At 51.0% G+C, this 15,967-nt stretch carries 5 protein-coding genes; 2 read left to right on the forward strand and 3 right to left on the reverse strand.

The window, feature by feature from the left end; translation table 11 throughout:
- Nucleotides 1-202: 202 nt before the first annotated feature.
- From AC27N8_RS03115 to AC27N8_RS03125, 3 genes are read right to left on the reverse strand one after another with little or no spacing between them, the layout of a single operon-like run.
- Nucleotides 203-4,252, reverse strand: a complete 4,050-nt coding sequence (locus AC27N8_RS03115; RefSeq protein ID WP_487063852.1) for an Eco57I restriction-modification methylase domain-containing protein — start codon at nucleotides 4,250-4,252, stop codon at nucleotides 203-205.
- 46 nt (nucleotides 4,253-4,298) lie between these two features.
- A complete protein-coding gene (locus AC27N8_RS03120; RefSeq protein WP_487063854.1) occupies nucleotides 4,299-7,202 on the reverse strand; it encodes a helicase-related protein in 2,904 nt (967 codons plus the stop codon).
- Nucleotides 7,199-12,577 carry a DEAD/DEAH box helicase gene (locus AC27N8_RS03125; RefSeq protein ID WP_487063856.1) on the reverse strand — a complete coding sequence of 1,793 codons (5,379 nt, stop codon included), beginning with the start codon at nucleotides 12,575-12,577 and terminating at the stop codon, nucleotides 7,199-7,201. Before AC27N8_RS03125 ends, AC27N8_RS03120 begins: the two co-directional genes overlap by 4 nt.
- 190 nt (nucleotides 12,578-12,767) lie before the next feature.
- Here AC27N8_RS03125 and AC27N8_RS03130 point away from each other — a divergent pair, with 190 nt between their 5' ends.
- Both AC27N8_RS03130 and AC27N8_RS03135 read left to right on the forward strand, forming a co-directional pair.
- Nucleotides 12,768-14,147 carry an McrB family protein gene (locus AC27N8_RS03130; RefSeq protein ID WP_487063858.1) on the forward strand — a complete coding sequence of 460 codons (1,380 nt, stop codon included), beginning with the start codon at nucleotides 12,768-12,770 and terminating at the stop codon, nucleotides 14,145-14,147.
- Nucleotides 14,122-15,846: a DUF2357 domain-containing protein gene (locus tag AC27N8_RS03135; RefSeq protein ID WP_487063860.1), complete on the forward strand. Its 1,725-nt coding sequence runs from the start codon at nucleotides 14,122-14,124 to the stop codon at nucleotides 15,844-15,846. Before AC27N8_RS03130 ends, AC27N8_RS03135 begins: the two co-directional genes overlap by 26 nt.
- Nucleotides 15,847-15,967 lie beyond the last annotated feature (121 nt).

Consider the following 15,967-nt stretch of genomic DNA (forward strand, 5'->3'; position numbering starts at 1 on the left):
AATATAATTCTTTTTCTAGCTTAAACATTCTAACATAAAAGGTGATGAATATTAATCCTCAATACAATCACACAACTTTTCTGATATAGCTTTAATTGATAGATAGACTTTATACAGTACTCTCATAAAATACAGATAGGTATAGCTAACTATCTGCAACAGAAATAGAGCGCCAAGAACAGTTGCAGGAAAAAGTTTATGACTAGACTTCAATACTCGTCCGAGGCGCATGCGCGACCACTGGATCAGCTGGAGGAGGATCAAGCCTCGTCTGATATGGTTCTCCCGACTCAATTGCTCGCTGCATCTCATCGTAGATCTCCAAGATCACGCGCTTCGTGCGGTACTCGCCAATTTGCTTTTCCTCTTTTTCTCTCCATACCCGAAATGTATCCATAATGTAATCAGCATCATCACGCTTGATACCATAAAGATGGAAGTAGGCAGCATCAAGCTCGCAGCGCAACAAAGAGCGTCGTGCTTCATCCCAACGAAAGGGAGGGCCGTTATAGCCGCAATCTTTGGCAAAGGCTTCAAGATCCCATGCAGTGTAAGTAAGTTCAATAAAATGAAACCAAACCCAATCGCCTAACGACATAGTGCCATTCCAATCACAAAAATCATCATATTTACTAGGTGATAATATAGGTATCTGTTTCAACAAAAAAAACGCCATCTTGGATCCACCTAATTTTTTCCGTGTAACAAAATCAAATATAAATGAAGATGCGCAACTAGCTAAATATACTATTCTTCGAGGATTCTTTTGTTTAACCACAATAGCTGGAAGTTTATCATTGCAAAAAACTGGTGGTATTATACAAAAAATGGCGGTACGAAGAACCGAAGATGTTGTCACATCTCTAAATGCTAAAAGCGCATTCACGTCTTTGGATAATGCATTAGGTTTATGAGAAACATGAATCCAATAACGAGGCAAAGGAAATAATAAAGGATCTAAATGTTGTTGCTGATTAAATTCAGGCAATTTACCTTGATTTGCTTGAGCTTGTGTTTGGCCCACATAAGTTCCAAAACGATGATCCAGTTGCCATATCATTTTTCCTTCATACAAGGGAAAATAGCAATCATTATCCTTTTCGAACACATTACCGATTAAGCTCCAGCCTTCTTTTTCTAATTGTTCACGTGAACGAAAAAGATGCGAAGCATTGGCCATATCAAACATCCTATGAAATTTAATGTTCCATATATTTTCTTCTGGTGTTCCCTCTTTTATAAGAATTGGAATGCTCTTATAGATCTTGACAATAATTTCTTTATCACGCTTTGAATAAAAAATCGGACTAGTTTTTGTGTTTGGGTTAAGCAATGAAATTTCATTAGCAGACAGTGAAAAATGCCGATCATCCAGGTGTAGATCATCTGTGCGATATATGCCAAAAGCAAAATCGGATTTAGTCACTTGCCTTCGAACACCTGAAATAGTAAGCAAAGCAAAGCTTACACGATGATCTATACCTGGAAATAACTTGGCTTCATTGATAAAAGAGAAAAAACTTACAATTGTCATAGAGTCAACAAGATCACGAAAGAAGAATTGTGTTGTATTATCTGTCGCGATGCCAGTTGGAACAATACAACCAAGTTGGCCAGTCGATCCTATAATGTGTCGCATATCCTCAGCAAAAATTGCGTAGGTGTTGACATCACCCCGACCACATAAAGGATAGAGGCCACTATCACGAACGATATGACTCTCGCCAGTTGCCTGACGCTGATCTTCATAAAATGCTGTATATAACTCAGGATCGTCATATTGAAGTTGCGTAATCATACGCTTACGTTGTGCCGCATTAGCAGCCTCAGCAATCTCTGGTTTTCGTGAAGCAAACCATTCTTTTTCTTGTATCTTGATTCGTTCCCAGGGAGGATTGCCTAACACCACATCGAAACCACCAGACCACCCAACTTGCTCGTTCTCAGGAGTCTCGCCTTTCGAAGGAAGCCTGAAAACTTTAGGGAAGGCCAGATGCCAGTGAAAGAATTGGTACTGCTCAGCAAGACGCTTGATCTCGTCCTTCATCCAGCCAGCAATGTTATAGGGACTCTGTTCCAGCTGGCGAAAGATTTCCTGGGTGATCGGATAGGCAAATTCGCTATTCTTTTTCCAGACGAAGGCGGCACACCAGGCGTCGGCGAGCAGTTTACCGTTTTCGTAGTTTGTGGATGTGATGAGGTTGTTATATTCTTCTTCTTTGCGATGGATCGCCTCGACGGTATCATCATCCATCTCCTCCATCTGAGTCATGCTGGCAGCAAGATTTCCCAGACGATCCCAGGGCATTTCATTCTCTTCGTCGAAGAGCGTAAGCTGTCCAGATTCGCGATATTGCTTGTTGCGCTTTTTGAATTCGCTACAGATTTTTTTGTCGTCGCCTTCGATGGGATTGAAGGCGCTATCGGGGATGCCGCTCCGCAGGAGTGCGGGAGTACTGCCGAGCAGACTGTTGCCACACTGGATATGAGCATCGAGGAAGGAGAGCGGCTTGCCGGGTTCGATAGCTTCCATCCAGAGGTTGACTTTGCAGAGTTCGACGGCCATGGGATTGATATCGACGCCGTAGATACAGTGTCCGACGACGTCGCGCAGGGCGGCGCGGCGCGCTTGCGCGTCTGGCTCTTCGCTATCGGTGACGATGGCGGCGAGGCTGCGCGCGAGGCGATGAGCGGCGGCGATCAGGAAGTGTCCGCTGCCGCAGGCGGGGTCGCATACTTTGAGGTCGAGGATCGCTTTGATGGCTTCGGCCTTGGGCTTGTCCTTGCACGCCTCTTCGAGGACTGGATCAAGGGCGGAGTCGAGGAGGCAATCGATCAGGCTGGTCGGCGTATAGTAGCTGCCGCTGGTTTTGCGTTCGTTGCCGCTGGCAGTGGTCAAGGCGAAGGTGCGCGCTTCGATGTTCATTTCTGGATGCAGTTCGAGCAGCGATTCATAGACGCTCCCCAGTTCTTCGGAGCCGATATTTTTATAGTCGACGTGGCGCGGGACGTTGTTATCGAAGGTCAGCGAGAGCGAGCGGACGGCCTTTAAGAGGTCGAAATTGGTCAGCTGACAACCAACGAGGTCGCTGACTGACTGGGAGGAGAAAAGGAAGCCGTTGAGGGCGGGCAGGCCGAGTCCTGGACAGCCGAGCGAGCCTGTTTCTCCGCCGATCTGTTCCATGACCAGCCAGAGGATTTGATAGAGGTCGGAGTGGCGCGTGCCCAGACGCAATTCGGCGTGTCGGCGCAAGCGAGCGGTGGAGTAGTAGCGGGTATAGCGAGCTTTGGATAGCTCATCGGCTTCGGGCGCGAAGAGGACGTCGCGATCCTCGGCGACAAAGAGCACGATCATGCGATACACAAAGCGCAACACCTGTCGATAGTAATCCTGCGGCGACACAAGACCATCGCGTAGCTTCTGGCGTAGCTCCTGATTGGCTGGATGACCCAGATAGCCAGCTCCCAGCGTATTGATCGCCGTCTCGACGCCATCGCGCAACTTGTTGAGCAGACGCATCCCCTGATCCTGAGCCAGGCGCGACCACTTTTCCAGTCGACAATCGCTGGGACGTTCGGCTTCGAAGCGCGATTGATGGCAGAGCAGCCAGAGCAGCACAAAGTCAGCATAGAGCTCGCCACGCAGAATCGACTCCAGATTAAACTCGACATACGCCTGCCGTGTCAGGCTGACGTTTTTGCGCAGCAAGCGCAGGTGCAAGCCATTCGAGACGATGCCCCACAGATGGTCGGGCGAACGATTCAAGAGCTCCTGCACCAGACTCGATGGGCTACGCTTGAAGTTGCCGGAACCACCCGTCGCCAGCGCAGTCCCCCGACTCAACTGATCCAGACCGGTCCTGAAGCCAACCAGATGGATGGGCACATGTTGCCAGCCGTGTGAAATCGGATAGCTATTTTCGGCAACCTCTAGCGGCTTGATCGTAAATAAGCGTCCATAGCCCAGCTCCGAAAAGAGTGGCAACAACCACAGCTCGCGTGTCTGCGTGATGCCGCTCTGACTCTCTGCCAGGTCCGTGACCTGATGCTGGAACTTTTGCCAGGCTCGCAGAACTTTGGACCAGGAGCGGCTGATAACTTCATTGAGCTTCTCGCCCTCGTTATAATACTCCTCGGCGCTCATGCCGCCCAGTTCGGGATCGAAATTGGCGATGCGCTGCAAGACGTCGAGGGGCAACAGTGCCCCTTCGCTGCTCACGCTGGAAAACGTTGATTGCTGACGATTACGCATAAACGGACCGCATCCTCTCTCAAGTTGCTTTAGTTTCGTAGGGACATTAGCCTTGCATGGGCAGATAGACATAAGCGCCGAGGATATCGAGTGGCAATTGCGGCTCGACGGCGACGGTGCGGATACTTAAGGAGGACGCACGTCGGACACGCCGATGAGCATCCTTCAAGGCGGCAGCACGCTCGAATGCCAAATCCTGCAAATGGGGAGCCAGATGTTCCTGATAGCCACTCAGGACTTGCTGCAAGAAATGTTGGATTTGAACGCCGGGCAGGTTGGCCTCAGATGTCGCCGAGAGTAGATGCTCAACCGCCTGCTCATTCTCCAGCCAGCGAGCCGTCGCCGGAACACCCTCAAATGCGAAGATGTGACAATCCTCGGCCAGCAGCGGCTGCGCCTCACTCCCGACTCGCTGCGGCGTCGTAATGTGGAAGCGCATGCGTACCAGCAATAGCGTCGTGCGCGTTTTGACCTGACTCGTCTTGATGACTCCACTACGCCGGGCCAGCGCTGGATATCGCTCATCTGGCACACTGTCCAGCGATGTATCCATCACATAGCCGGCCAGACCCTCCACCAGCGGATGCGTGCGATTCAAATAGATGGTGCCGGGCAGTCCCGGACGGCTAAAGCTGACCAGCAGATGCTTCTCTTCTCCCTTGAGCTGATAGCGTTGCGCTCCGATCGCATCTTTGACTGGCAGCGACACATCCTTCAAGCGATAATCCACGATCTCGCCATTGGCGGTGCTGCTGACTGAGGCATGGTAGCCTTGCAAGACATCGCTGGTAAACGTCGCGACATCGGTGGCGATACCGATGGCGGAGCGGACCGCTTCCAATTCTTTGCGCACCTCTTCGGTCTTGATACTATGATGGGCAAAGAGGTTGCGCGAAACTTTCTCACGTTCCGCCTCAACATCCCAGCGCTTAAACAGCTCCTCGCGCTGCGTACGGATCGGATTATCAAAGCCCGGCAACTGTTGCTGCTCCGAGAGATCCTCATCATGGGTCAACACACTCTCGAAGAGCGCCTCCACCACCTGTTCGGTATTCAGTGGCACCGGCACCGAGATCCCCAGCGTACTGCGGATCTTGCGATGCTTATTGATCAGCACATCGAGCACAATACTATCCACAATATTATTCTTACCATAGTAGGTCACCACGCGCACCTTCGGATGAGCCTGTCCAAAGCGATCCACGCGCCCTTCGCGCTGCTCATGCCTCGTAGGATTCCATGATAGATCATAGTGTAAAACGGCGTTGAACGACTCTTGCAGATTGATACCTTCACTCAGGCAGTCGGTACAGACCAGGACGCGTTGTGCCGCGTGTGACAGTTGCTCTACGCGATCTTCGCGCTCGGCTGGTGGCAAGACGCCGGTAACGGCGGCGACTTCAACCGCATGAGGCAAATACTTCCGCAGCTCCTGCGCGACATACTCGGCGGTCGGGATAAAGCGGCAGAAGACAATCGGCTGATAGCCATCTTTGACCATCTGTGCGACCAGCACCATTGCCTGCTGCAACTTGGCATCCTTGGCTCCACGCAGCGACTCCGCCTCACGGGCCATTGCCAGCAGGCGCTGCCGGATCTTCTTCTCGCCACCCGACGCATCAGCCTCAGCTTCAAAATCGCTACCGGGAGTAATGTCGATCCCCTCAGTCGTATCGCTATCGGTCAGATCGAGCACCGTCCGCTGCCCAATCGCATTGATCTCCGCCTCCGACTCGATATCCGCGACCTGCGCACGATTGCGCAATGTGGTGGCCGCCGCTGCCGGGCTGGATGCCATCGAGCGCAGCAGCGCCAGGATCGACCACCAGCGCACCCGCTGATGTCCGCGTCCGCCGCTGGTATCGCGCACCGTCTCACGCGCATAGCTCATAATGCGATCAACCAGGCGGCGATACTCTGGCGTCAAAATATATTGCTTCTCCAGATCATCACGATCAGGGAACGGCGTCTCAAGCTGCGTCTCCTGCTTCAGAAACGCCTGGATATCACTGCGACGGCGCTGCACAAAATGTTCCGCCAACTGCTGGCGATAGCGCTCATTCTGCCGACCACTCAAATCTTCAGGCAAATCCTTAAAATCCGCATCGAGTAACGTCAATAGAGAGCGGAATGCTTGCTCGTCGCCACTATGCGGGGTCGCCGTGACCAGGATCAGATGGCGCTCCTTGCGCGTGGCCAGGCTCGCCAGCAATTGATACCGTTGATGACGTCCTCCACGTGCCTCGTGCGAAAAGGCACAGGTATGCGCCTCATCAACGATCACCAGATCAGGACACGCAGCCACAAAATCGGCGCGGCGCGTATCAGCCTTAATAAAATCGATCGAAATAATCACAAAGGGATAATGCTGAAAGAGCGACTCATCCTGACGGCAGTATTTTTCCAGTTGCGTTGCGGTACTCGAGAGCACCAGGACCGCATCGATATGAAACTTCTCCTGGAGTTCCGTCTGCCACTGCTCAGCCAGATGCGGAGGACACAGGACCGCCAGCCGATCCACTTCGCGCCGATCCAGCAACTCGCGAGCGATCAAGCCAGCCTCAATCGTCTTCCCAATGCCCACATCATCGGCGATCAGCAAGCGTACAGGATCTAAACGCAGAGCCATCAGCAACGGCGCCAACTGATAGGGGCGCGGCTCGACGGCGATATGCGCGAACGAGCGAAAAGGTCCAGAGCTTGACCGAAAGCCCAGGCGTACCGCATCGCGCAGCAAGCGACAAGAGCGATAATCGCCCCATTGCTTCGGATCAGGTAAAGCAAACTGAGCTGGCGCAACATCATGTCCCTCTAGCGGCAAAAAGATTCCGGAGACCTCATCATCCGTCCCGCCAAGCGGACGAACAATCAACATCTGCTCATCCGAATCTGGCAACACCACCCACTCGCGTCCCCGCGCCTTGACGAGCGAACCAACCGCATACGTCATGAATTCCTCCTGAAAAGATCCTCATACTCAGCAAACAGCGCATCCCATTGTGCACGTGCTCCAAAGCGCAACACCATATAGCCAGCATCCTCTAACTGCTCAACCGCAGCCGCATCACGCTCTACACGCTCAAGCGCATCGCCATCGACATAGATTGCCAGCGCCCGATTGTCTTGCGTATAGAGGAAATCGGGAGCCACCTCAGTGCCGGGCACCGCGCAATGATGCTGATCCGGTGGCACAAATAAGTGTGCCTCAGCCAGCCTCAACCACTCCTGCTCGACCTCAGCCAGCGTCTCATCCAATGCATCCACCGTATTCAGCTCGGTCGCCTGGATCGCCGGCGTACTTCCCAGCAAGCGTTGCAAATACGACTTCAGCGGCTGCCGATCCAGCCCAGGATGATCTTTCTGATTCGCATACGTCATCAGGCAGTGATAGCAGGCGGCCTCGCACGGATCGAGAGCATGCTCAGCTTTCAGGTGATCTTCACCCGTGTCAGGATCAAAATGGCACAATTCCAGCGCCGCCCGTGCCACTGCTGAGACTGCAAACGGGGTATCGATCAACTGACGCAAAACGCCAGCGCCGCCTTCAGATGCTTCATAGAACAAGATCATGCGCCGATCCTTCGCATCGGGCAAAGGTTCAGCAGCCAACTCATTATCCTCAAGTTGAAAGCGCACCTGAATCGCATTCTTCAACGCCGCCTGAAGCGAGGTCATCTGATAGCGCTGATATTTTTCCCGCTGCTTTTCATTCGTCGCAGATAATAACTGCTCGGCATTCAGAGGAATCAGCGGCTCAAACAGCAAACAATTACGGCTATCCTCGACATAGGGGATGACGCGCTTGCGACTTTCTGACATGGCATCACCGGGATCATCCATCGACTCATCATCCTTGCCCCAGTAGCCACGCTCCGTATCCAGCATAAAGCCCTGCGTCTCTTTATCTTTGCGCCGCGTCGGACCAAAGTTGATGCGCCACAGGGAAGCCGCCTGCCCATAGGTTAAGCGAGCAAGCGGCCCCCCCTGTACATCCTCAAGTAGCGCCTCAAAATACGAGGGCTTGCCATCACGGCGATTAGGGAAGCGGACGCCGGTCCGAATCTCATAGCCTTGGCGCAGACGCTCCTCCTCATCCGAATTGATTTTATCGCGCCGCCGCGTCGAGACATTTTGCAATTTATAGAGCGTCGTTAGCTCCCAGAACTGCTTATGATGACAGCGCACGCAGGTATCGATGGCGCGCGACGCATCCAGCGGATGCAGATAGCCACACTGCTTGCACTGCTTGATCGAGCTAGTCAGCACGCCAGAACGATCATCGCGCACCGAGAGAATCGAGCGATTAATGATGTAGCGTGAGCCTTCATGATAGACAATTGCACGGGGAGCAAACTCGGAGATCGCAAGAAAGCGCGGACGCGAAAGGTATTCGTCGCGCTGCTTTGCACGCCGCGCCGGAATATAGGCCGAAAGTGGTAAGCGCGGAAAGTTATAGCCCGGTAAAAAGCCTTCGCTGGCAAAGTAGCGATAACTGTAAAATTCGGAGAGCTCGGTACGTTCAGACGAACTACTGGCGGTGAGCAGTTCAATCTGAGCCTCGGCCTCCGAGCGCAAGCGCTTGGCTTTTTGTTTATCATCATCGCCGCGTGAAGCATCACGCACAATATCATTTTGCGTATCGCGTTGCGCCTGAGCCGCCCGATACAAGCCCCGCCAGCGCTCAGTTGCCGCCTCAAAACTCTGCTCAATCGTATCCAGCTGCATCTGTACCCACTCATCAGTAAACCAGGGAGCAGCCGCCTCAGTCAGATCACCAGCCAGCGTGCGCAGCACTTTCTGCGCATGGACCGTAGCTCGCTGACGTGAAGGGAGATCGCGTAGATGGTGGAGAATATGTGGCTGCAACGCCAGGGTTGGCTCATTGCCCTCGACATCCAAAAGTTCCTTCAGCGATTCCCCCAGGGAAAGCTGGGTCTCCGCCAGCCAGATGGCATAGACATGAGCGCGTAATAGATCTTCGTTGGTCAGATCAAGCCGGGGCGGGCTCACAGCTCCACTGACCATATTGCCTGGATGTTGAAAAAAATATTGATCATGCGAGCTACCAGTCGAACAATAGGAAAAAACCAGTGCCGGTTGTCCACTGCGTCCGGCGCGTCCACTGCGCTGGGCATAGTTCGCTGGCGTGGGAGGGACATTGCGCATATTGACCACATTCAGCTCAGCGATATCCACACCCAGTTCCATCGTTGGCGAGCAGTACAGGATAGGTAACTCATTGGCGCGGAAGGCATCTTCACGCTCCTCGCGCCGCTCCGCCGGTACTTGAGCTGTATGCTCAGCCGCTCGCAAGTCGCGTATCCGATAGAGTTCGTTGGCGTTCTCCTGATAAAACTGCACAAAAAATTGATTCACCCGTTGCTCCGGCAGATCGGGGAGATTCGGCGTGCGCAAAGGATCATGATACGGTTCGGTGCCATCGCCAGCATTCCAGATAATAGCGGATGCGGCCAGTTGGTAGCCTCCAACTGGGAGATCATCGGGATGGTCTCCTTCACCTTTGCCTCTCCCCCGACTACGTGCGGGCTGCACCTCGTCAACCAGTCCCACCATCGAAAGAGCCACCAGCAGATCACGAATAACTTTCTGGGTCTCGTCAGCCTTAATGACAATATCGTGGCTACGCAGAATCGTACGCACATAGCGACCATAGCTACTTAAACCGGAAAGATAGCGCTCGCTGCGATCATTGTCATTGCCACGCGAGCGAGGATATAAACGACTAGCAAAAATCGGCTCTTCATTTTCATCCATGCCCCACGGCTCGATCAGATGCTGGCTGCTTTGCTGCTTAAACTCTGCCAGTCGCGTCTCATCCAGATAATCAACCCGAATCGCCAGTTCCCGCCGCATGTGATCAAGCAACGTACGGCACAGCTTGTACAGATCATGCGCAGGAAGAGAGCGCAACACTTCATGATATTGCACCTCCTTCTCTTTGGCCTTATAGGTGCTTTGCCAGAAGTTCTGATCTGCACACACATCGCGCAGATCCTGATATTCAATGCGCAGCAAGCCACATTGCTCCAGATTCGGAGACGTGATGCGCCAGCCACGCCGCAAGTCCAGATAGAGACGATAACCAAGAATGTTCCGCAGCGCCTGCTCGGTCTTGACCCTGGCGCTATACTTCGCTTCTGGATTGACAGCATAAGCACTCGGACTCAAAGCCAGCGCCTCAAAGACCTGTTGCGCCAACGTATCGTGTTGAATTCCTGCGCTCCCCGCTTTCTTCACGGCACAATAGAGCGCAGACCGCAATTGACCAATCTCGACAAAATCGTTAAAGTGACCAGCTTGCAACGAAGCATCCTGTCGATTGTCGGTAAAGCTTAACATCTTGGCCGCCATCTGCAACGCATCGCCATGTTCCTGAGCCTCACGCAAATGCTGGATCGCAGACAAACTCAGAATCGTCGTCGCGGTACTACGCCCCTCAGAGCTCAACTCCGTCAACTTCTCAAAATCACTATCGATAAAAGTACTATAGGAAACGCCACAGTGCAGACAGAAACGAAATGGCGCTGGAATGAAATGACAGAGCAGTCCTTCTTCTTCAGCAGCATCCAGGACCTGTCCGGCAGGAGTGACATAATACGGTTGAGGGACATTCTTCCTCATCGAAGAAGAAATCAGACGCTCTTTATCCTTCCAGATCTCTTTCCACTCCCCTGGCACCTTCGCCAGGATCTCAGCCGCGTCCAGCGGCCATTGATCCTGGTCATCTTGAGCCACATAGAGAAAGCCAGGGACCCCAATCAGCGAATTTTTCTGGGTAAGCGGAACAGTTCCTTCACTGGTGTAACGTAATTGATCACGCACTTCGCGCTCAATGAACGAAGACTCATCCTGCCAGCGCACCACATAATATTCCTGGCCGCAGGCGCGACAAAAGACCAGTGGAAACAGGACGCGTTCACGCCCACCAGGCGCAAATTGTTGCCGCTGAAGCGTGACATGGCGCTCAGGATCGTGTTCTAGCGTGCTGTAGACAGTATCACCTTTACTGATAAATTGATGCAGGCGAAACGCGAACGGAGCGCGTCCAGTAAGAGGACTGCGAATCTTTTCATTGCCCGATAACAATCCCTGCGTGATGGCCTCGATGCATTGCTGCTCCGATTCTCCTGTGACCCGTTGGAGCATGGCAGCAGCACTCTCGGCCTCACCTGTCCCGGTAATACGTAGCGGTTTTCTGCGTCCCAGGCGTCCATCAGTTTGCCGTTGCACCCCAAAGGTGCTCTCAATCCAGATCGAGAGCGGATCATGCTGGAACTCGCGATAGGTTTGCGGCTGTGAGGCGTGATAGTTCGCCACGCGTTGCGCGAGTGCCGAGTGGAATGCAGGAGCATCTTCCTGCACTTCATCAGTCACACGCACCAGCGTCTCTCCGATCACATGATCATCTCGAACCTCACAGCCAAAGATACGCGAAGCCATCACCGAAACTTCCAGACGCTGCTGAGCGTAGGTACCAGCACCAGCCAACGTCGCCGAAGTCCCGATACACTGCAACTCTGCATCTCTCGCAGTCAGTCGATCACGGACACGACGGACCAATAGCGCCACATCGGCTCCCTGCCGACCTCGATAGGTATGTAATTCATCCAGCACCAGGAAACGCAACTGTGCATTTTGCATCAGTCGTCGCTCACGCAGTCTCGTCAAGACCAATTCCAGCATCACATAATTGGTCAGTAAAATATCGGGGGGATGATTAATAATCTCATCGCGCTCACTCTGGCGCTCCTGTCCAGTGTAACGCCTGTACGTGACCTGACGAGCAGAAGTGGGAAAATGCACCTGCATGTATTTATCTAATTCACCAAGCTGACTATTCGCCAGCGCATTCATCGGATAGACAACGATGGCTTTGATGCCCGGCTGGTCAGGATGGCGCAGGACATAATCAACAATGGGGATAATATAAGCGAGGCTTTTCCCTGAACCTGTCCCCGTCGTCAACACATAGCTCTGTCCCTCACGTGCAATGCGAATCGCTTCTTCCTGATGCGTATATAAGCGTAAAAGCTCACCTTGCGGATGCTCTGCATTCTTCCCACGACGAAAGATCTGCGCGCACGCTTGATGTAAGATATTTTCAGCCACCAATTCATCGATTGTCTGTCCAGGCTCAAAAACTGGATTCAACTGAATCAATGGATCAGGCCAGAGCATATTCTCCTCAAATAAGGTACTCTGGACATAGTCTCGTATGCGGGGAGTTCTGATTTGAATAAAGCTTTTAATATAAGAGGCATAGTCATCAATAAGGAAATGGCGTAGATCAAAAATATTCATCATAAAACCTCGATGAGGAAACACATCAACGTTCCTGCATTATAACCAGCAAATTCTCGACTGTCAATAAATACTCCTCCAACGAGAATACCACTTTCTCCTTGACTTTTCACTCTGATTGCAGTAGAGTGGCAAAGAAAGTTAAACCTATTTCTTTGTATTCTATATATTCAAATTAATAGAAAGCTGGAACATGAGTAAATCCTATCTCTTGTTTCTCTCCACCTCCTCCACACATAGGCGCATTACTGCGCATCAATCTCGCCTTATCTTAAATCAACCGGCCCCGCACTTACAGGTCGGCGACCAGATTCTGTTAGTGCAGCCTCAATCGGACAATTTCATCTATCCATTCGTTTATGCTGTTGAAGCATTAAATCGTAGCACAGGCTCACTGACACTCAAATTAATGGAGATTCAGCAACAGAACGTCGTGATGGATGATATTAAGACGCTCACTTCGCTACTCCGCAACCATATTCAAAGCGAGACGTTGCAATTAACAGAGAGTGATTTTACCTTTATCGTGACGACAAAGATGGGTGGTAGTAAGATGGAAGAGCGGGTATTACTTGATAAAATAGCTGCCTATATAGCGGATCGAGGTTATTACTTTGAGCGTGAAACACTCGATAATTACCATATCTGTTTGAAAACCAGGCCGTTTGCAATCCTGGCTGGACTCTCTGGCACGGGCAAATCCAAGCTCTCGCAGCTCTATGCCGAAGCATTGGGGTATAAAAAACAGTATTTACGCTTACCAGTCAATCCGAGTTGGTACAACGATCAGGCGCTGCTCGGCTATTTTGATACGATTAGTGGCCAATACATCACGGAGTCAGCAGCAGACTTCATCATGAAAGCCAATACAGATACAGCCAATCTCTATTTCCTCTGCCTGGATGAAATGAATTTGGCCCACGTTGAACACTATTTCTCACAATTTTTAAGCGCGATGGAGGAAGAGAATCCCGAAGAGCGCATCGTTCGTCTGATAGGCGAGAGTATGTATCAACGATTAGAGAACAAAGAGCAGATACAGCCTCTGCTCCAATTACCAATCAACCTCTTTTTTACTGGCACCATCAACGTCGATGAAACGACAAAATCAATCAGTGACAAAGTCATCGACCGCGCCAATACCATAGAATTCTTCAGTGTCGACCTGGAAAAAACTCCCCAGCCCGCAGAGCTACCACCTTCGCCTATTTCTCTTTCAGCCTACACATGGCACAGTTATGTCAGTACTCAGCGAGACAGCACCTTCCGGCCTCAAGTCATCGAGATCAGTCATATTCTCAATCGAGCAGATTTGGGACTGGGTTTCCGCATTTTGCATGACATCGAACGCTATATGGCAAACAGCCAGGCACTATTGGAGCCAAACATCGCCTTCGATCTCCAAGTCAAACAACGCATTCTGCCGCGCATACGTGGCACAGAAGTCATTAAGAAAACCATCGATGACTTGTCTACCTTTGCCCACAACAACATGCTCACACGTACCGAAAAACGTCTGGATGAAATGAAATATAGGTTACAGCGCGATGGATACACCAGTTTCTGGCGCTAACAGCTGGCTCTCAATCCAAGGGCGCTTGATCTTTTGTCGTCCCGACGATGAGAATCAGCAACTCGATCTTCATGAATACGGCGAATATACAATTAAGACAACACCATACGCTCCAGAAGAAGTCTCTCTTTTCATTGATGGGGAGAGAGTTGAAAGCGAGCATTATGGATTGTGGCTTTTTCATCCGAAACACTATGCAGGACTCTATACACTCACGGCGACTGCGCCTGGCCAGCAAGATCAAGAGGCTTGGATACGTGTTTTCCCTCACAAGTTCACACAAAAAGCCTATGAGCACATGAAAGATGAGCTCAGTCAAATCGCCATTGACCTGCTCTTTCATTTGAACTCACCAGCATTAGAACACGCCCACTACATACCACGCACCCAGCAGACATCGGCGCTCCAGGACTATAAGCAGCTTCGGAAAATCATCGCTGAAATGCGTGATATTATGCTCCGCATACGACGTGAGCCCCACACGATTCTTTATACAGAGCCCATCCGACAGAATATACCACAGATGACACGCTTCTCCCCAGAAATGATCCCGATCCCTGGTGACAGAGTACGCTTGCCTATACGCCAGACACCTGATCTGCATCCAATCCCTTCGACATCCTTACCCCGACAGTGGATCGTCCGGCAACCTCATCTGAGCTATGACAACAACGAGAACCGTTTGCTCAAATACTTTATCCAACAACAACTCATCCCCAAGCTCATAGCAATACAGAAACGAGCCAGACAAGAACAGGGTGCAGTCGACATCACCTACCGACGCTATCATAATCCAGAAGACAAACAGTTAAGCCACAAATTAAGCACCGTTATTCAAGAGTGTGACTGGATGAAACAGCGCTGCATCTACTGGATGAGTGAGGCATTTTTACAAGGAGTCAAACATGCAAATATCACTGGCTCCGCCAGCCAATTTCTCCAGAAAGATCCCGCCTATAGTCGCTTTTATCAACTCTACTTGCAGTTTCAGCAGCGCCTGCAAACAACGATCGAGACGAACACGTTCATTACGACCCTCTCCCTGAAAAAAGTGAGCGCCCTCTATGAGATGTGGAGTATTTTTGGAGTCACCCGCATCATCATAGCCATCCTGGAAGAGGCGGGCTATCAGATGATTGCCAATACAACCTTCGAAATCACCGAAAACCTCTTTCATTTTAACGTGAAAACGAACGTTGCCAGCATTATTCTGGAGAAAGATAGCACACGTGTAGAAATCAAATATGAACCCTACTATCCAAATCAAGCAAGAATAGATAGACGCACAGTGCTCGTCGCAACGACCTCAACCGGAGGACCTCTCACTCCCGACATGGCAGTAGAAGTGTATCATGAAGAAAAGCCACAAACCGTTTTAATCTTCGACGCCAAATATCGCTGGAGAGCCAATCGGTCTGGCACATTTATGCCTCATCCTGATGCCATCCAAGCCATGGATAACTACTATAACAACATCCATTACAAGCAGGAAGCAGCACCAACCAGCAGAACCCGAGGATCTCTTCCTCCACCATTCGTCAGCAGTGCCTACTGTATCTATCCTGGCAACAGATTATATACCCAGAGCAATGATCGCATTGGCGCGCTTCCATTTTTCCCCTATATCTCAGACCGCAGCAAGCATGATGTGCAAGAAAAACTGAAAGATCTCCTCTATTACGCCTATCTTATCGACTAGCTAGCTACCCAGAAAAAATGATAAAAGGCATACAATTGGCCAATCTTAATATAGAAATCTCGATATCGATTACAATTATTGCTTACAAAAAAACTCACATCTATACTCAAACTCTGATAGA

Source organism: Dictyobacter sp. Z7_2 (genome assembly GCF_057551105.1).